19 protein-coding genes are annotated in these 18,937 nt (G+C 59.6%); 9 read left to right on the plus strand and 10 right to left on the minus strand.

Annotated features, from left to right (window positions below; all coding sequences use genetic code 11):
• Window positions 1-10: 10 nt before the first annotated feature.
• The 8 genes from proC to mutT all read left to right on the plus strand — a co-directional run bounded on the left by proC (window position 11) and on the right by mutT (window position 5,188).
• Complete coding sequence (gene proC, locus UN63_RS05200; RefSeq protein WP_104485726.1) at window positions 11-832, plus strand: pyrroline-5-carboxylate reductase; 822 nt, start codon at window positions 11-13, stop codon at window positions 830-832.
• A gap of 9 nt (window positions 833-841) precedes the next feature.
• Window positions 842-1,393, plus strand: coding sequence for a YggT family protein (locus UN63_RS05205; RefSeq protein ID WP_104485727.1), 552 nt, complete (start codon window positions 842-844; stop codon window positions 1,391-1,393).
• 122 nt (window positions 1,394-1,515) lie between these two features.
• Window positions 1,516-1,929 (plus strand): DUF4426 domain-containing protein, encoded by a 414-nt coding sequence (locus UN63_RS05215; protein WP_104485728.1) that lies wholly within the window; start codon window positions 1,516-1,518, stop codon window positions 1,927-1,929.
• A 134-nt stretch (window positions 1,930-2,063) separates the two neighbouring features.
• Window positions 2,064-2,663, plus strand: a complete 600-nt coding sequence (locus UN63_RS05220) for an XTP/dITP diphosphatase (RefSeq protein WP_104485729.1) — start codon at window positions 2,064-2,066, stop codon at window positions 2,661-2,663.
• Window positions 2,663-3,808, plus strand: coding sequence for a radical SAM family heme chaperone HemW (gene hemW / locus UN63_RS05225; protein ID WP_104485730.1), 1,146 nt, complete (start codon window positions 2,663-2,665; stop codon window positions 3,806-3,808). The genes UN63_RS05220 and hemW overlap by 1 nt, the downstream gene beginning before the upstream one ends.
• Before the next feature lie 51 nt (window positions 3,809-3,859).
• Window positions 3,860-4,594 carry a cell division protein ZapD gene (zapD, locus tag UN63_RS05230; RefSeq protein WP_104485731.1) on the plus strand — a complete coding sequence of 245 codons (735 nt, stop codon included), beginning with the start codon at window positions 3,860-3,862 and terminating at the stop codon, window positions 4,592-4,594.
• Window positions 4,591-4,782 carry a DNA gyrase inhibitor YacG gene (gene yacG, locus UN63_RS05235; protein ID WP_104485732.1) on the plus strand — a complete coding sequence of 64 codons (192 nt, stop codon included), beginning with the start codon at window positions 4,591-4,593 and terminating at the stop codon, window positions 4,780-4,782. The genes zapD and yacG overlap by 4 nt, the downstream gene beginning before the upstream one ends.
• Complete coding sequence (mutT, locus tag UN63_RS05240) at window positions 4,772-5,188, plus strand: 8-oxo-dGTP diphosphatase MutT (protein ID WP_104485733.1); 417 nt, start codon at window positions 4,772-4,774, stop codon at window positions 5,186-5,188. The genes yacG and mutT overlap by 11 nt, the downstream gene beginning before the upstream one ends.
• 55 nt (window positions 5,189-5,243) lie before the next feature.
• Here mutT and parC read toward each other — a convergent pair whose 3' ends face one another.
• The 6 genes from parC to nudF form a co-directional block, all read right to left on the minus strand.
• A complete protein-coding gene (gene parC / locus UN63_RS05245; protein ID WP_104485734.1) occupies window positions 5,244-7,490 on the minus strand; it encodes a DNA topoisomerase IV subunit A in 2,247 nt (748 codons plus the stop codon).
• Window positions 7,491-7,503: 13 nt separating this feature from the next.
• Window positions 7,504-9,399 carry a DNA topoisomerase IV subunit B gene (gene parE / locus UN63_RS05250; RefSeq protein ID WP_104485735.1) on the minus strand — a complete coding sequence of 632 codons (1,896 nt, stop codon included), beginning with the start codon at window positions 9,397-9,399 and terminating at the stop codon, window positions 7,504-7,506.
• 642 nt (window positions 9,400-10,041) lie between these two features.
• Window positions 10,042-10,614: a YqiA/YcfP family alpha/beta fold hydrolase gene (locus tag UN63_RS05255; RefSeq protein ID WP_181068185.1), complete on the minus strand. Its 573-nt coding sequence runs from the start codon at window positions 10,612-10,614 to the stop codon at window positions 10,042-10,044.
• Window positions 10,614-11,486 (minus strand): 3',5'-cyclic-AMP phosphodiesterase, encoded by an 873-nt coding sequence (gene cpdA, locus UN63_RS05260; RefSeq protein ID WP_229793444.1) that lies wholly within the window; start codon window positions 11,484-11,486, stop codon window positions 10,614-10,616. The genes UN63_RS05255 and cpdA overlap by 1 nt, the downstream gene beginning before the upstream one ends.
• On the minus strand, window positions 11,483-11,926 hold the full coding sequence (locus tag UN63_RS05265) for a DUF1249 domain-containing protein (RefSeq protein WP_373294526.1): 444 nt from the start codon (window positions 11,924-11,926) through the stop codon (window positions 11,483-11,485). The genes cpdA and UN63_RS05265 overlap by 4 nt, the downstream gene beginning before the upstream one ends.
• 130 nt (window positions 11,927-12,056) lie before the next feature.
• Entirely contained in the window at window positions 12,057-12,677 is a 621-nt protein-coding gene (gene nudF, locus UN63_RS05270; RefSeq protein ID WP_104485738.1) for an ADP-ribose diphosphatase, read from the minus strand.
• Window positions 12,678-13,157: 480 nt separating this feature from the next.
• Here nudF and tolC point away from each other — a divergent pair, with 480 nt between their 5' ends.
• Window positions 13,158-14,459, plus strand: a complete 1,302-nt coding sequence (tolC, locus tag UN63_RS05280; protein WP_104485739.1) for an outer membrane channel protein TolC — start codon at window positions 13,158-13,160, stop codon at window positions 14,457-14,459.
• Window positions 14,460-14,902: 443 nt separating this feature from the next.
• Here tolC and UN63_RS05285 read toward each other — a convergent pair whose 3' ends face one another.
• From UN63_RS05285 to UN63_RS05300, 4 genes are read right to left on the minus strand one after another with little or no spacing between them, the layout of a single operon-like run.
• Window positions 14,903-15,916 carry an AbrB family transcriptional regulator gene (locus tag UN63_RS05285; protein ID WP_104485740.1) on the minus strand — a complete coding sequence of 338 codons (1,014 nt, stop codon included), beginning with the start codon at window positions 15,914-15,916 and terminating at the stop codon, window positions 14,903-14,905.
• Entirely contained in the window at window positions 15,913-17,436 is a 1,524-nt protein-coding gene (locus UN63_RS05290; protein ID WP_104485741.1) for a tripartite tricarboxylate transporter permease, read from the minus strand. The genes UN63_RS05285 and UN63_RS05290 overlap by 4 nt, the downstream gene beginning before the upstream one ends.
• Window positions 17,437-17,440: 4 nt before the next feature.
• Complete coding sequence (locus tag UN63_RS05295) at window positions 17,441-17,875, minus strand: tripartite tricarboxylate transporter TctB family protein (protein WP_104485742.1); 435 nt, start codon at window positions 17,873-17,875, stop codon at window positions 17,441-17,443.
• Window positions 17,876-17,886: 11 nt separating this feature from the next.
• Window positions 17,887-18,873: a Bug family tripartite tricarboxylate transporter substrate binding protein gene (locus UN63_RS05300; protein WP_104485743.1), complete on the minus strand. Its 987-nt coding sequence runs from the start codon at window positions 18,871-18,873 to the stop codon at window positions 17,887-17,889.
• Window positions 18,874-18,937 lie beyond the last annotated feature (64 nt).

The following is an 18,937-nucleotide window of genomic DNA, read 5'->3' on the forward strand; positions in this document are numbered from 1 at the left end:
GTGATCATTGATGGAACACAGAAAACTCGCCTTTATCGGCGCGGGCAACATGTCACGCAGCCTGATCTCCGGCCTTATCCAGTCCGGCTACCCGGCCGACGCCATCATGGCCGCCAACCCGTCTCGTCCCAAGCTGGATGCGCTGGCGGCCGATTTCGGTATTCACACCACCCAGGATAACGCCGAGGCCGCCAACTGGGCCGAGGCTCTGGTACTGTCGGTCAAGCCGCAGATGATGGCCAGCATGCTGGCGGCGCTGCAGCAGTCAACCGGCGGACTCGATGGCAAGTTGCTGATCTCCATCGCCGCCGGCATCAGTGTGACCCGCCTGGAGCAGATGGCCGGCCAGGGCCGCATCGTACGCACCATGCCCAACACGCCCTCATTGCTGGGGCTGGGCATGACCGGCCTCTATGCCAAAGAGCATGTGGAGCCGCAGGACAGGGATTACTGCGAACAGATGATGCAAGCGGTGGGCAAAACCCTGTGGGTAGTGCAGGAAGACGGCATCAACCAGATCATCGCCGCCGCCGGCAGCGCGCCCGCCTATTTCTTTTTGTTCATGGAAGCCATGGCGACGGAAGCGACCCGGCAGGGCTTCAGTGAACAAGAGGCCCGCTTGCTGGTGCAGCAAACCGCACTGGGCGCCGCCAATATGGTGGCCGCCAACCCCGACACCAGCCTGAGTGCGCTTCGTGCCCAGGTCACTTCAAAAGGCGGCACCACCGCCGAGGCCATTCGCTGCTTTCAGGAGCAAGGTCTTGAACAACTGGTGGCCGATGCCATGGCCGCCGCCGTGGCGCGGGCACGGGAACTGGAAACGCAGCTCTAAGGAACAACAATGAACACTGCTTACTACCTGATTAATACCGTTTTCGATCTTTACCTGATGGTGGTGCTGCTGCGTATCTGGCTGCAGCTGGCCAGGGCGGACTTTTACAATCCCTTCAGCCAGTTCGTGGTCAAGGCCACCAATCCGGTGCTGAAGCCACTGCGCCGTTTCATCCCCGGCTTTTTCGGTATCGACTTTGCCGCCATCGTGCTGGCGGTGCTGGTGGCCACGGTGAAGCTGATGCTGTTCAAGGTCATGAACGTACTCTACGCAGACTGGAGCACAGTGCTGCTGGTGGGGCTGATTACCGTGCTGAAAAAAGCCGGTGTCATGTTGTTCTGGATCCTGATCGTCAGGGCCCTGCTGAGCTGGGTCAGCCAGGGTCGTAGCCAGGTTGAATACGTGATGTTTCAGCTGACCGAACCGTTGCTGGCGCCGCTCCGCCGTATTATTCCCCCCATGGGCGGCCTGGACCTGTCCATGCTGCTGGCCTTTATCGGCCTGCAGGCCCTCAACTGGCTGATGGGAGATCTGTTTGGCCAGCTGTGGTGGCAACTGTAAGTCAACCGGTCCGGCTGGAGCAGGACCGGCTCTATCTCAGTCTGTACCTGCAACCCAAGGCCAGCCGGGATAAGTTTCTCGGCCTAAACTAACCATAACGCTTTCAAAAACAAGGAACGGTTATGTTCAAATTTATTCTCTCGGCTCTGGTATTGCTGTTTTCGTTCCACAGCCAGGCCACAGAAACCCGGGTAGGCAACTGGACCGTGCATTACAGCGCCCTGCCTTCCACCTTTCTCACGCCCGATGTGGCGCGCAGCTACCAGATAGAACGCAGCCGCTACAACGGCATCCTGAATATCGCGATACACAATAAAGACGGTAAATCCCAGCAGGTGAATCTCAGCGGCCAGGGCAAGACCCTGATCGGCACCGTGCGCAAGCTGGAGTTCCAGACGGTACGGGAAGGCGACGCCATCTACTACATCGCCGAGTATCCTTATCGTAACGAAGACAACGTGCTGTTCACCATCGACATTCAAAGCCCCACCCAAGGTGGCGAATTTTCCTTCCGCCATACCTTCTATACCGACTAAGGCTTCGCTGGTGAGGCGTCGGGGGTGAGGAGTGAGGGGTAACCCGTTTTACTCCTCCCTCCTTTCGCCTCACGCCTCACATCTTTCTGCAGCGGTGTTATCATGCGCGGTCAGACGCCTGACAGGAGCTTAAGGTGAGCAAGCAGATAGTACTGGCCTCCGGCAATGCCAAAAAAGTTGCCGAACTGCAAAGCCTGCTCGGTGAGCTGGGCATGACAGTGATTCCCCAGACCGAACTGGCCGTGAGCGACGCCGATGAAACCGGCACCACCTTCGTGGAAAACGCCATCATCAAGGCCCGCCATGCGGCGGCCGTGACCGGACTGCCGGCCATCGCCGACGACTCTGGGCTGGCGGTGGATGCCCTCGACGGACGCCCCGGCGTTTATTCTGCCCGCTTTGCCGGAGTGGGAGCCAGCGACCGGCAGAACCTGGATCTGCTGCTGTCCGAACTGAAGGGTGTGCCCGCCGAACAACGCAGAGCCACCTTCTGGTGTGTGCTGGTCTATATGCGCCACGCCAAGGACCCTACGCCGCTGATATGCAGCGGTCACTGGCAGGGCACCATCACCGAACAGCCTCAGGGTGAACAGGGCTTTGGCTACGACCCCGTCTTCTTCGTGACCGACGCCGGTAAAACCGCCGCCGAACTCAGCGCCGCCGAGAAAAACCGCCTCAGTCACCGCGGTCAGGCCTTGCGCCAGCTGCTGACCCTGCTGCAAGAGAAAGTCTGATGCTGCAATTACCGCCGCTCAGCCTCTATATTCATATTCCCTGGTGTGTGCAGAAGTGCCCCTACTGCGACTTCAACTCCCACGCCATGAAAGAAACAATTCCCGAGCAGGCCTATATCACGGCACTACTGGATGACTTGCGCCAAGACCTGCACCTGGCTCAGGGTCGTGCGCTTCACAGCATTTTTATCGGCGGCGGCACCCCCAGCCTGCTGACGCCAGAGGCCATCGGCCAGCTGCTGAGCGGCGTACAGCAGCTCATCCCCTTTCGCGACCAGATCGAAATCACCCTGGAAGCCAATCCAGGCACGGTGGAGGCCGGCCGTTTCGCCGGTTTCAAGGCGGCTGGCGTCAACCGTATTTCCATCGGTATTCAGAGCTTTCAGTCCGAGCAACTGCGCCGCCTGGGCCGTATCCACGATCCGGAGCAGGCCCGCTTTGCCGCCCGTGAGGCCGCCTCCGTCGGCCTGAATACCTTCAATCTGGATCTGATGCACGGCCTGCCCGAGCAGAGCCTGAGTGATGCCCTGTCGGATCTGGAGCAGGCCATCGCCCTGGCGCCGCCACATCTGTCCTGGTATCAGCTCACCATAGAGCCCAATACCCCCTTCGCCTCACGCCCGCCGGCGCTGCCGGAAGACGAGGTGCTGGCCGATATCTATGAGCAGGGCCACGAGCTGCTGCTGGCCCACGGCTACCACCAGTACGAGGTGTCCGCCTACGCCAAACCGGGACATGAGGCGCAACACAACCTCAACTACTGGCGCTTCGGCGACTATCTGGGCATCGGCTGTGGCGCTCACGGCAAGATAACACTGCCGCTCGAAGGCAAGCTGGTGCGCACCGTCAAGGTCAAGCACCCCAAGGGCTATCTGGAGCCGGGCCGCCCCTATCTGGATCAATACTGGCCTATTGCGGCGCAGGAACTGTCGCTGGAATACTTCATGAACCGGCTACGTCTGTTCGAACCCATCCCTCAGCATGAGCTGGCAAGCCTCACCGGGCTGTCTGCCTCACAGCTACAAGCCCCTCTGGCGGAGGCGCTGCGCCTGGGTCTGCTGGAAGACGATGGGACACACTGGCAGGTAACGCCCCTGGGTCGACGCTTTCTTAACCGACTGCTCGATTTGTTTATTACCGACTGATGCGGGTAAACTTGCCGTTATTACAGCCTTCACTCTGCGGGCCGGAGCCTTATGTCATCACTGGTTTACGAATATCCCCTCAATGAAAAGTGTCGCAACTATTTGCGCCTCAACGAGCTGCTGCAGCAAATTCACCAGTGCCGCAGCCTGACCGCCAGCGGCCAGACCATAGCGCTGTTCAAGGCGCTGCTGGATATCATGGAGCTGCTGGAACGCTGCGATATCCGTACCGATCTGGCCAAGGATCTGGATATCCAGAAAACCAAGCTGGCCGCCTGGGCACAGGCGCCCGGCATCGATGCCGCCGCCCTGGCCCATCTGGAACAGCAACTGGCCGATTTGAACCAGCAGTTACCCCGGGCCGCCCGTCTGGGCCAGTTGCTGCGAGAAGACAAGCTGCTGTCGACCGTACGCAGCCGTTTCGCCATTCCCGGTGGCCTCTGTGCCTTCGATGTACCCCAACTGCATTACTGGTTGCATCAACCCAGCATCGACCAGCAGCAGGATATTGACGGCTGGCTGGCACAACTGCAGCTACTGCAACAGGGACTGGAGCTGCTGCTTACCCTGTGGCGGGAAGTCGGCCAGTTCAGGAACCAGCAGGCCAGCAATGGCTTTTTTCAGGACAATGCCGAACAGACCGAGATGATCCGCCTGCGTCTGCCGGCAGATCTGGCCGCCTACCCGGTGGTCAGCGGCAACAAATATCGCTATACCATTCGCTTTATGCCGGTCGGCAACACCGAGATCGGCAATATCGACTTTGAACTGGCTAACATCAAATGAACAAACCCTTGATAGTACCCTGCCCCAACTGTAAAACCGCCGTCGAATGGGGCGAGCAAAGCCCCTTCCGTCCCTTCTGCAGCAAACGCTGTCAGCTGATCGATCTGGGCGAGTGGGCCGACGAAGAAAAGCGCATTCCCGGTGACCCGGCCTGGCTGCCGAGTCAGGATGATGAAAATGAGTACTGAAACGTTCAAGAAGTCGGTGTTGGTGGCCGTGGGCGTGATTGAAAGTACCGATGGCGAGATTTTTATCTGCCGTCGTGGTGCCAGCCAGCATCAGGCCAACAAGTGGGAGTTTCCCGGTGGCAAGGTCGAAGCCGGCGAAACCGTGGCCCAGGCCCTGGCGCGGGAGTTACAGGAAGAAATCGGTATTCGGGTAACCGACTGCCGGCCCTTCATGCGCATCGAGCACGACTACGGCGACAAGCAGGTGATACTCGACATCCGCAAGGTCACCGGTTTTAGCGGCGAACCCCACGGCCTCGAAGGCCAGCCCAGCCGCTGGGTACCGATCGCCAAACTGCACGACTACGACTTTCCCGCCGCCAACAGCCCTATTGTCGATAAATTGCAGAATAAATGTGAGGGGTGAGGGGGGAGGGGTAACCAATTTCACCTCACTCCTTTCGCCTCACCCCTCACGTTTTTTATTCTATTTCCAGGCTGTCTACCCGTTGCAGCCCGCGGGGCAGCAGGGCGCCACGGCGGCCGCGTTCGCCCTGGTAATGAGCCAGATCGGCGGGCTTGAGGGTCAGCTTGCGCTTGCCCGCATGCAGGGTCACGTTGGCCCCTTCCGGCACCACCACCAGCTGCTTGATGAAGTCTTCCCGCGCCTGCACCTTGGCACCGGGAATACCGATGATCTTGTTGCCCTTTCCCTTCCCGAGCAACGGCAGATCCTTTAGCGGGAACAGCAGCATGCGGCCCTCATTGGTCACCGCCAGGCACTGGCTGCTATCCAGCTGATCGATGGCCATGGGCTTCAGCACAACACCGCCTGCCGGCACCGTCAGCAGCGCCTTGCCGTTCTTGTTACGGCTGACCATGTCACCGAAGCGACAGACGAAACCGTAACCGGCGTCGGACGCCATCAGGAACAGTCGCTCATCGTCACCCATCAGCACGAAGCTGGCCTGCTCGCCCGGGCTCAGGCTGCAGCGGCCGGTCAGCGGCTCGCCCTGGCCCCGGGCCGAAGGCAGGCCATGGGCATCCTGACCGTAGGCGCGACCATGGCTGGACAGAAACACCGCCATCTGGTTGCTGCGCCCGGACGCCGCAGCCAGAAAGTGGTCGCCCGCCTTGTAGTTCAGCGTGGTGCCATCCACATCATGGCCCTTGGCCGAGCGGATCCAGCCTTTGTCCGACAGCACCACCGTCACCGGCTCGCTCGGGATCAGCTCTTTCTCGCTCAGGGCGCGGGCTTCTTCCCGTTCTACCAGCGGCGAACGTCGGTCGTCACCGTACTTTTCGGCGTCGGCCAGTATCTCTTTCTTGATCAGGGTATTAAGCCTGCGCTCGGAGCCCAGCAACAGGGCCAGCTTGTCGCGCTCGGCGGCCAGCTCGTCCTGCTCCCCACGGATTTTCACTTCTTCCAGCTTGGCCAGATGACGCAATTTCAATTCCAGGATGGCTTCGGCCTGGATCTCGGTCAGCTCGAAGCGGGCCATCAGTACCGGCTTGGGTTCATCCTCACTGCGGATGATCTCGATCACCTCGTCGATACTGAGGAAGGCGACCAACAGACCGGCCAGGATATGCAGCCGGGCCTCAACCTTGTCCAGCCGATATTGCAGCCGGTTGCGCACCGTCTGCCGGCGGAACTGCAGCCATTCACCGAGGATCATATCCAGCGTCTTTACCTGGGGCCGGCTGTCCAGCCCCAGCATGTTCAGATTGACCCGGTAGCTCTTCTCCAGATCGGTGCTGGCAAACAGGTGCTGCATCAGCTGATCCACGTCAACCCGGTTGGATCGGGGGATGATCACCAGCCGGGTCGGGTTTTCGTGATCCGCCTCGTCGCGCAGATCCGCCACCATGGGCAGCTTCTTGGCCTGCATCTGGCCGGCGATCTGCTCCAGGATCTTGCCGCCACTGGCCTGATGCGGCAGCGCCGTGATCACGATATCGCCCTGCTCCATCTGATAGACGGCACGCATCTTGATGCTGCCCCGGCCGGTTTCGTAAATTTTACGAATATCGGCTCTGGGCGTGATGATCTCGGCCCGGGTCGGGTAGTCGGGGCCATCCACGAAGGTCATCAGCTCTTCTACCGTCGCTTTGGGGTTTTCCAGCAGATGCACACAGGCAGCGGCCACTTCGCGGGCGTTGTGGGGCGGAATATCGGTGGCCATGCCCACGGCGATGCCGGTGATACCGTTCAGCAGTATGTGCGGTAGCCGGGCTGGCAGCATGCGCGGCTCTTTCATGGTGCCGTCGAAGTTGGGGATCCACTCTACCGTGCCCTGGGCCAGCTCGGACAACAGCAGCTCGGAGAAACGGGACAGCCGCGCCTCGGTATAACGCATGGCGGCAAACGACTTGGGATCGTCCGGAGCGCCCCAGTTGCCCTGACCATCCACCAGCGGATAACGGTAAGAGAACGGCTGGGCCATCAGCACCATGGCCTCGTAGCAGGCCGAGTCGCCGTGGGGATGGTACTTACCCAGCACGTCGCCCACAGTACGGGCAGATTTCTTGTGCTTGGACAGGGCCGACAAGCCCAGCTCGCTCATGGCGTAGATAATGCGGCGCTGCACCGGCTTGAGGCCATCGCCGATATGGGGCAGAGCTCGGTCCATGATCACGTACATGGAATAGTTGAGATAGGCCTGCTCGGTAAAGGTGTGCAGTGGAAGGCGCTCTACGCCTTCCATGGTAAAATCGTTGTTGTTCATTCTGTCTCTTTCCTCAGGCCAGGGGGTCGACCAGGTTGCCCTTGGTTTCCAGCCATTCTCGACGATCGCTCGAACGCTTCTTGGCCAGCAGCATGTCCATCAGTTTCTCGGTGGCTTCCATGTCGTCCACCGTCAGCTGCACCAGCCGGCGAGTATTGGGATCCAGGGTGGTTTCGCGCAGCTGCTTGGGATTCATCTCACCCAGGCCCTTGAAGCGGGTTACCTGTACCTTGCCTTTTTTCTTCTCGGCCTTGATCCGTTCCAGCACGCCGTCGCGCTCCCCTTCATCGAGGGCATAGAACACTTCTTTGCCCACATCGATGCGATACAGGGGCGGCATGGCCACATAGACATGCCCCTGCTCCACCAGATGACGGAAATGGCGCACGAACAGGGCGCACAGCAGGGTGGCGATATGAAGACCATCGGAGTCCGCATCGGCAAGAATGCAAATCTTGCCGTAGCGCAGATCGGACAAGTCGGTCGAGTCCGGATCCAGACCAATGGCCACCGAGATATCGTGCACTTCCTGCGAGGCCAGCACCTGACCAGACTCCACCTCCCAGGTGTTCAGTATCTTGCCGCGCAGCGGCATGATCGCCTGAAACTCCCGATCCCGCGCCTGCTTGGCGCTGCCGCCGGCAGAGTCACCCTCTACCAGGAACAGCTCGCCCCGCATGGGATCGGAACAGGCACAGTCGGTGAGCTTGCCGGGCAGCGCCGGCCCCTGGGTCACCTTCTTGCGCACCACCTTCTTGGCCTGGCGCAAGCGGCGCTGGGCACTGCTGATACACAATTCGGCAATCTGCTCCGCCAGCTCGGTATGCTGGTTCAACCACAGGCTGAAGGCGTCCTTCACGATGCCGGACACGAAGGCCGAGCTCTGGCGCGACGACAGTCGCTCCTTGGTCTGACCTGCAAACTGGGGATCCTGCATCTTGACCGACAGTATGTAGGCACAGCGCTCCCAGATGTCGTCCGGTGTCAGCTTGACGCCGCGCGGCAGCAGGTTGCGGAATTCGCAAAAGTCGCGCATGGCGTCGAGCAGGCCCTGACGCAGGCCGTTGACATGGGTACCGCCCTGAGCGGTGGGGATCAGGTTGACGTAACTTTCGCCCAGCCCTTCGCCGCCGTCGGGCAACCAGGTCAGGGCCCACTCCACGGCCGAATGTTCGGCGGTAAAGTTACCGGTGAACGGCTGCTCGGGCAGGCAGGTGAATTCCTTGACCGACTCCACCAGATAGTCTTTCAGGCCGTCCTGATAACACCATTCCAGGGTTTCGTCGTTGACCTTGTCCTGAAAGCGAATGCTCAGGCCCGGGCAGAGTACCGCCTTGGCCTTGAGTAGGTGCTTGAGCCGGCTGACCGAGAATCTGGGCGAGTCGAAGTAGCTGGCATCGGGCCAGAACCGCACACGGGTGCCGCTGTTGCGCTGGCCACAGGTGCCGGTAACGGTGAGTTCGCTCACCTTGTTGCCGTTCTCGAAGGCCATCTCGAACACCTGACCACCACGACGCACTGTGACGTCCACCCGGGTACTCAGGCCGTTGACCACAGAGATACCCACGCCGTGCAGACCACCGGAGAACTGGTAGTTCTTGTTGGAGAACTTGCCGCCGGCGTGCAGCTTGCAGAAGATCAGCTCGACCCCGGAGATACCTTCTTCCGGGTGAATGTCCACAGGCATGCCACGGCCGTCGTCGATTACTTCCAGCGACTGATCGGCATGCAGTATCACCTCGACCTTGCTGGCGTGGCCGGCCAGGGCCTCATCCACGCTGTTATCGATGACTTCCTGACCCAGGTGGTTGGGTCGGCTGGTGTCCGTATACATGCCGGGGCGACGCCGCACCGGCTCCAGACCATTGAGGACTTCGATGGCGTCGGCAGTATATTGACTCGATGTCATATTGACCTTCGGTAATCAGGATTCGTTGGCCGCATCTTACTACCTGAGGGCGCAAGCGCAAAGCAGACCGAAATCAGGTGGGGATGGTTGAGTCCATAAATCGGATAATACCAATCACACTAACTATCTGATCAGGTATTCGGTCGGAGCACCAGAGGCAACACAGCAGCCTCCCTCGACACGCCATGGGCTAAGGCCATCTGCGTTTGGCAATGGCTGCAAACATTCGCTGGATGTTTGGTCCATCACCCAACTTGATGCAGGCAGCAAGCTGCCCCATGGGGGCTCGGAAATGCCATCCATGGCATTTCACGGTCGTGGGAGCCGTTCTCTGTTGCCTCTTCTTAAACACCGAGTGGCCTGCAGACGGCGCCAACAGGCAACGCTGGAGCATCAAGGAGGACAAAGGGATCTGCTCCGCCGACCTTCTGTTTCAGGGATGAAACAGAGAGCCCCCATGGGGCGGGTTTACTCGCCGTGACGAACGGTTTCAGCCTGACCGAACATCCGGTGAATGCTCGCAGTTAGCTGAAACGGTGAGTGTTACTTAGCAGTGGCGTGTCGGCGGAGCGGGCCCTTTGTCTGATTTACTGCGGTCATCAAAGGCAACAGAAACGAGTAACCAGGAGAGAAGTAGTAGGCCTATAGCTGCAGAAAACGAATGATCTGGGCGCAGTAGTGTGAGAAGCCGACGAAGGAGTGGTCGCCGCCCTTCTGAATGCAGACCCGGGCGAAACGGTAGTATTCCAGCGCCTCCCGGTAGTCGAGCACTTCGTCGCCCTGCTGCTGCAGCAACCAGATGCGCTCCATGCAGGTAGGCGCCTCGACACGCAGGTCGGCCAGCTCCTGCATATGGGTGGGTGTCAGCAGATAACGCTCGTCGGTGTAGGGGTTAACTTGCTCGCCCAGATAATCCTGCAGCAGCACATGGGGATGCACCGCCGGATTGATCACCACGGCCCGCACCCCGAACTGCTCGGCGACACGAGTGGCCAGAAAACCGCCGAGCGAGCTGCCGGCCACGCCGAAAGGCTCCTTTATATCATCACAGATAGCCGCTATCTGCGCCCAGGCCGCCGCCGGGGTGGCCGCCAGTTGCGGACAGATAAGACGAATATCGGGCCGCTTCTGCTGCAGGTGTTCCTGCATCTGTCGGGCCTTGATGGATTGGGGAGAAGAATTGAAACCATGCAGATACAACAGCGTTGGCATTATCAATATCCCTTGGCACTGAAATCGGGCACGAAGGCATCGGGCGGCAATCGCCATACCTGGGTGCTGAGGCGACCGTCGGGATAGAGCGAGATGGCGCGCCAGCCCGGTGCCATGCTGTCGAGGGCAAAGTCGTCAGACAGCGGCTTGAACTGGAGACAGGTAGAGGGGCTGGCCAGATAACGCACACCATGGTGCGTTTGATCGAAACCCTGATGCACATGACCGGACAATACCACCCGAGAGACACCATCATGCCCCACCTGGTGCCGGGTCAACAGCGCCCGCAAGGCATCTGCATTGCGCAGGTTGTGCTGATCCAGCCAGGCACAGCCCACCGGCACCGCCTGATGATGCACCGCTACCAGCAGATGACGTTCCGGATAATGCTCAATCACCTGCTCAAGCAGCGCCAGCTGAGAGTCGGACAGCTCGCCATGGGTTTCGCCGGGGATCTGGGTGTCGAGCAAGAGTATCTGCCACTGCCCGCACAGCAGGTGCTTGGCATTACTGATACCGGCACGGTCCAGCTCGGCTTGCATCAGGGGGGCATCGTCGTGGTTACCCGGCAGCCAGAACACCGGCGGTGCCAGCTCACTCATCAAGGCGGTAAAATGGCGATAAGAGGCACCACTGTGATCCTGCGACAGATCACCGGTCGCCAGAATAAGGTCTCGCCGACTGGCCTCACAAGCTCGCTCGTCTTCGAGAATGGCATCCACCACCGCCCGGCAGCTGTGCCAGGGCGCAATGCCCAGCAAGTCCGTATTTTTACCGGCAAAGAGGTGGGTATCGGTGATTTGCAGCAACTCCACGACGCCGTCGGTGCTGTGGAGGCTGATCTCTGTGGTATCTAGGGTGCGGGCCTGGTTCAAAGCTGTTTAACCGTACTGAATCCGTGGTATAGGCAACATTTCAGCCACTCGGCCAGAAAGAGGTTAACCTGCTCTTTTTCATTGGGATGATGCATTTTTTCGTTGGGGTAATGGTAACTCGACTGCAGGGTAAAAATCTGCTGACTGGCACACACTTCGGCCATACGCACATCGTGATACAGCCGGACCTTGACTTTCATCCGCATAAAACAGGGCAAGCCCGGCGTACATTGCTCGATGGAAACATGCCAGGTGTAGGGGGCCGTTTCCAGTACCCGCAGCACAAACAGCACCTGTTCACTGATACCGACCGACACGCTCTCGCCCACCACAGCCCCGTTGGGCAGCAGCTTCATCAGGGCCAGATAATTGACGTCGCAGGTACGCTGCAACGCCTTCAAATCCGGTACATGTTTGCGGGTGGAACCCCTGGGAATCACACTCAACTCTCCTCGCAACCGACGACCGGGCAGACATTCATACGATGATCACCATTGTAATGAACGCCCTTCCTCTGCGTCCATTACAACAGTTTTCAGGCAGCCCGGTCAAAGACCGACCCTTATTCCTCTACCTTCCCCCCTCCCCCTTGAGGCGCTGCAGCTCAAGCCACTGCAGGGCTATGATGCTGGTGGCATTGTCTATCTTGCCCTCGGCCAGCCATTGCATCGCCTGCTCTCTGGGCAGACGATGCACCCGGATGTCTTCGCTCTCGGTGGCCAGCCCCGCATGGGTGGCTGCCTGGCTGGCATCCACTTCGCCGATAAAAACCGTGATGCGCTCACTGCAGCCGCCGGGCGTAGTAAAATAACTCATCACCCGGGTCAGGGTGTTCAGGGTCAGGCCCGCTTCTTCCTGGGCCTCGCGGCGCACCACCTCTTCTTCCGACTCGCCCTCTTCCACTATGCCTGCCACCACTTCCAGCAACCAGGGGCTGCCCTCGGCATAGACGGCGCCCACCCTGAATTGTTCCACCAGTACCACCTCGTCTCGCACCGGATCATAGGGCAATACCGCCACCGCATGACCCCGGTCGAACAGCTCACGGGTGATCTCCTGACTCCAACCACCGGCAAAAAGTTTGTGCCGCAACCTCAGGCGCAGCAGACGGAAAAAGCCCTTATAGCCCACCTCTTCGGCCAGCAGTTGCATATCTTCCCGACCAAAACCGGTGTGATTCTTTGTACTCATGAAGACTCCTTTCTTGACATTTCACTGGCAGATTTTAGACTAGCCCCGATAATGAATGAACGTTCATTCATAAACAATCCTACGCTGTCGTGCCATCCATTTGCATGATGCTGAACGAATAATATCGATGTTGTCGTTATACTGAACGGATAAAAACCCACTGCCTGCACTTAGGGTCTGTTGACCTTCCGATGTGATTTTTGCAGCAGTTTGTGGGGGCTTGATACAAGACATCGCTTATGCCGTGTAGTCACTCTACATAAATAAGCGATAACGCAGTAGCAAGCCCCCACAAGCGCTGCCCTATGGGTTCGGCTAAACGCGTTTTTCTCTTTATTGAGAGGACTTTGCTTAGAATGACTAAGCTGCCCCCCTCTCGCCGCGATAAAAACGCGTTTAACTCGAACGAAATTTCACCGCGAAAGGTCAACAGACCCTAGCACGGCGATAATTGCTCACCCAGTTACGTAAGGCTACACCATGAAAAAAACGCTGTTGTCGACCCTGATATTGCTTTGCGCGGCAGGCCCGGCTCAGGCCGAAGACTTGCTGGATATCTACCAGCAGGCGACGCAAAACGATCCCCAGGTACGTCAGGCCAAGGCCGAGCGTGATGCCGCCTTCGAGAAAATCAACGAGTCCCGCGCACCGCTGCTGCCCCAGGTCAACCTGGCGGCCACCGCAAACCATACCCAGAGCAATCAGAACGATCGCACCACCCGTAGTGGTACCGGTGTGGGTGCCACCCTGGATCAGTCACTGTATCGCAAAGCCAACTGGATCAGCCTGGACATCACCGAAAAGGCCGCCACCCAGACCGAAGTGAGCTACAAGCAGGTACAGCAGGCGTTGATTCTGCGTGCCACTCAGGCCTATTTCGCCGTGCTGAGCGCCGAAGACGCCCTGAGCTTCGTTCAGGCCAACAAGGAAGCGGTCAGTCGCCAGCTCGATCAGACCAAACAGCGCTTCGAAGTCGGCTTGAGCGCCATGACCGATGTGCACGAGGCCCAGGCCCAGTTCGATCAGGCCCTGGCCGAAGAAATTGCAGCCGAAAACGCTGTCAACAACGCCAAGGAAGCGCTTCGCGAACTGACCAACATGAACTACACCCGACTGAACAAGCTCGATACCGAGACATTCAGTCCGCAGGCCTCTGTAGTCACCGCCGACGCCTGGCTGGAAATCGCCCTGGAGCAGAATCTGGAGCTACATCGTCAGCGCATAAGCAAAGACATCGCCAGCGAACAGATCGGCCTGGCCCAGTCCGGCCACCTGCCGACCCTGGACCTGAACGCCGGTCTGAGCAGCAATTACAGTGATTATAAAAACAACGCTCAAAGCGACGGCACCTTGAGTGAAGGTACCGTCGGCCTGACATTCAAGCTACCGGTATACACTGGCGGTGCCACCAGCTCTCAGGTGAAGCAGGCCCAGTACAACTACGTGGCCGCCAGCGAGCAGCTGGAACGCAGCTTCCGCTCGGTGCAGAGTCAGGTGTACTCCTCGTTCAACGACGTCAGTGCCGCCACCGGCTCCATTCGCGCCTTCGAGCAGTTCGTCATCTCGGCCCAGAGCGCGCTCGATGCCACCGAGGCGGGCTATGAAGTCGGCACCCGTACCATCGTCGATGTGCTTAACGCCACCCGTCAGCTGTACAACGCCAAGCAGAATCTGTCTGCCGCGCGCTACAACTATATCCTGAGTCAGCTTCAGTTGAAGCAGGCGGCCGGCAACCTGACCGAGCAGGACTTGGTGGATATCAACAACGGCCTGAAGCGCTGATAACGAAAAGGGAAGGCATCACGCCTTCCCTTTTTCGTTGTTGATTGATACCAACCTCATTCAGTATCTGATCAGGTGTTGTATCCGAGCACCAGAGGCAACACAGCCGCCCCCCACGACTCGCTACGAGTACATCCTTGTAAGCTCGGACATGCCATCCCTGGCATGTCACGGTCGTGGGCGGTAATCTCTGTTGCCTCTTCTGCTACACCGAGTCGTTCGCAGGCAGCACTAACAGTCGACACCGGAGCATCAGGGAGAATAAAGGGATCTGCTCCACCGACCATCTGACCACCATGGATGGTGGGAATGACAGGACGGCAGGAGCATTCCCTGGCCGCGCCATGGATGGCGCGGCTGAGCCTACAGGGACGTATTTACGGCGAGTCGGCGGAGAGGGCCCTTTGTTCGGGATTGATATAACAATCGAATAGATCAATGGTTTAATGGGATGGGGATGACCCGCCAGCACGGCGCATCAGCCAGCCGGCAGTGATGCCGAGCAGCAAAATCCGCAGCACATGATGGAAAATCACCCATGACGGCTCCAGTCCGGTGACCAGCGCCAGATAAATCATCGCCTCCACCGCCCCCGGTGCGTACGCCAACCACACCTGAAACACCGGCAAGTGTAACCACCAGGCCACCACTACCGCCCAGCCCAGGGCAATCACCGAACTCGACAGGCTGATCAGCAAACCAACCAGTAACAGCTGGCCCATCTCTTTGGCCGGCAACGGCTTTAACCTGCTACCGACCAAAGCACCCAGCAGAATCATGCTCACCGGGATCAGGCCACTCACCGGCACCGCAGACACGCCCGTCCAGGCCGCATAACTGGCCGAGATGGCCACACCCGCCAGAATGTAACTGGCTGGCACGCGTAACCAGGCTGCCCCCTTGCCCACCACCCAGGTCACCAACACCAACAGTACCGTAGTGACCAGAGACAGTTCCTGGCTGGCGGGAATACCCAGGGTGGGCACCCATTCCAGCAACATGACGACACTCACCGTGGCCACCAGGGCAATCACCCGCACCGTTTGCGACAAGATCACCCGTATCGGGTTATCCAGCCGAGTGGCCAGCGCCGCCATCACCGACAGCGCCCCCGGCGAGGCTCCCATTGCCGCCTCCTGAGGCGACCAGCCCAGTCGACGCAGCATATACTGCCCCAGCGGGATCTGGGTCGCCAGACACAGCAAAAGCCCCGCGACGCTGAACAACAGCGACGCGGGGCCGGGAAAGTCGAACTCCAGCCGCATACCCACGGCTACCCCCAGACATGCCTGGATCGGAGGCAACAGCGCCTTTGGCAGCCGTACCTCCAGCCCCAGCATGGCGGAGAGGGCCACCATCAGCATGGCCCCCAGCAGCCAGTCGGATGGAAAGCCGGCCCAGTGGGCCAGCCCGCCTCCCGCCGCACCCAAGGCACAGGTACGGAGCCAGCTCATCATGCCTGCGGCGCCTCACTTTGCAGCAAAGCCGCACGGCGCCGCTTGCGCCAGCTCATCAGCAGCGGCAGTACCAGTACCAGGACACTAAAGCCCCACAGGCTCAGGGTCACACCGTTGTTAAACAGAATGCTCCAGTCACCGGCACTGATAGACAGGGCCCGGCGCAGGTTGTCTTCCAGCACCTCGCCCAGCACCAGACCGAGGATCACCGGTGCCAGCGAGAAGTCCAGCTTGCGCAGGATAAAGCCGAACACACCCAGCAAAATCATGAAGAACAGATCGAAGCTGGCCCCGTGTATGGAATAGATGCCCACGAAGGTCAGCATCACTATCACCGGCACCAGGTAGGCCTGACGCACACTCAGCATGCGCACGAAGATCCCGACCAGCGGCAGGTTCATCACCAGCAGGGCGATGTTGCCCACAAACATGGAGGCGATCAGACCCCAGGCGATATCCGGCTTCTGGCTGAACAGCAAGGGCCCCGGCGTCACATCAAACAGCAAGAGGGCGCCGAGCAGAATGGCGGTGGTGCCGGAACCGGGGATACCCAGGGTCAGCATCGGCACCATAGAGCCCACTGCCGCCGAGTTGTTGGCTGCTTCCGGCGCCGCCAGACCACGAATGTCACCATTACCGAAGTCGTTGTTCTCGCCGGCCATGCGCTTTTCGGTACCGTAGGCCACGGCACTGGCCACGGAAGCACCGGTGCCGGGCAGCACGCCGATCACGAAGCCAATCAGGGTAGAGCGCAACACAGTCCAGCGCACCGCCACCAGATCTGCCGCCTTGACGAACGACTTGCTCACCTTGCCCACCTTGGTGTTGCCGCTGTAGTGATGCTCCACCAGCAGCAGAATTTCGCTGATGGCAAACATGCCGATCACCACCACCAGAAAATCGACACCGTCAAACAGGCTGGTCAGGCCAAACGTGAAACGCAGTACACCGGTGCCCGAATCGACGCCAACGGTTGCCAGCACCAGACCGATGATGGCGCCGATCACGGTTTTTACCGGACGAGAGCCGACCATGGAGGCCAGGCAACAGAGGGCGAACACCATCAACGCCACGAACTCCGCCGGCCCGAAGGTCACCGCCAGCCTGGTCAGTACCGGAGTGAAGATGACCAGCAGGACCAGCGCCCCCATGGAGCCGGCAAAAGACGACACCGCCGACAGCGCCAGCGCCCGACCGCCCTCGCCCCGTTTGGCCATGGGATAGCCGTCCAGCGTGGTCATGATGGCGCCCGCATCTCCGGGCACGTTGAGCAGTATGCTGGAGATACGACCGCCATATTCGGCGCCGTAATAGACCCCCGCCAGCAATATGATGGCCGACGCCGGCTCCAGGCCCATGGAATAGGCCAGCGGCAACAAGATGGCGATGCCGTTGATGGGGCCTATGCCCGGCAGGGCGCCCATCAGGGTACCGAAGAAACAGCCCGCCAGTACCAACGCCAGATTCATCGGCGTCAGGGCGACGGCAAAGCCTTCGGCCAGGCTAGAAAAGACATCCATACAATTAACCTCCAAACACGGCGCCAACCGGCACATTCAGTTCCAGCACCAGGCTCAACAGCACGTAGCCCACGCCGCCCAAAGCGGCGGAATAGAGAACAGCCTTGCCCCAGCCCAGACCGAAGAGCCGGGCAAAGAGAGTACCAACCAGCAGGGTGGATACCATGAAACCCAGTACTTCAAAGCTCCAGGCATAAACCAGCAGACCCAGCACCACCAGCAGGTGACGGCCAAACATGCTGCTGCCGTATTTCTCCTTCAGGCGATCGGGTCTGACTGCCAGCCAGGCCGTACATGCAAACAGCAGGACTGCCAGGATCAGGGGAATGGCCTTGGGGCCCACGGGTTCATATTGAAAGGGTACCTCGAGTTGCCAGGCGGCGGCCCCCAGGGCCACCGCCGCCAACATCAGTACCAGAGAAAAAAGACGATCTGCCATACGGCCCCCTCTTACTTGAGCAGTCCCATCTCGCGGGACAGAATCTGGAATTTATCGATTTCGGCCCGGATGTAGGCTTCAAACTCGTCACCGGCCATCGACAGCGGGAACAGGCCCTGATTGTTTCGTACCTGAGTAAAGGCATCGGTCTTATACAAATCATTGAACTGCTCTACCCAGTAGCCGTAAGCCTCGTCAGATGCCTCCGGCGCCATGTAGAAGCCACGCATGATGGGCCATTCCATATCGAAGCCCTGCTCCTGCGCGGTCGGAATACCGGCATAATCGCCGTCCAGCCGCTCCGGTGACAGCACCGCCAGCACCCGGACTATGCCCGCGTCCAGCTGGCCCTTGATTTCGGACATGTCACCCGGATACACCTGAATGTGGTTACCCAGCACCGCCGCCATGGCATCGCCACCGCCCTCGTAGGCTACATACCGCATGGTGCGCGGATCCAGCCCCAGGCTGCGATAGAGGAACGCCGCCTTCATCCAGTCCTGGCTGCCCACAGTGCCGCCGGCACCGAATACCAGGCTCGGGTTGGACTTTATCTCGTCCGCCAGCTCCTCCAGGCTGTTCCAGGGCGCATCGGCCTTGACGATGATGGCACCATAGTCGGTACCGACGGCACCAATCCAGCGGGCATCATCCACATCCAGATCCTTGCCAAACTTGCTCAGCGCCAGGTTGAGGGAAGAGCCGGAACTGAACGCCACCACGGCGTTGTTGTCGGTACGACGGTTGCTGTTCATGTGGGTATAAGCCACGGCTCCCACGCCGCCGGGCATGAAGGTCACCCGCATCGGCTCTTCCAGCAGGCCAGACTTGTCCAGGCTGGAGGTCAGGATGCGACAGGTCAGATCAAAGCCACCGCCCGGCTTGGCAGGGGCGATACATTCCGGTTTTTTGGGAGTAAAATCGGCATAAGCAGAGCCGGCGGCCATTACCAGCAGGCCGGCACCCAGAACAGCATGAACCAGAGGGGTTGATTTCATCTCGTTATCTCCTTGAGGACAATTCCATTTCGCCGTTCGCTTTATGTAAACGGCTTGTTAACAT

The sequence above is a fragment of the Oceanisphaera arctica genome (assembly GCF_002936955.1).
Lineage (GTDB): Bacteria > Pseudomonadota > Gammaproteobacteria > Enterobacterales > Aeromonadaceae > Oceanimonas > Oceanimonas arctica.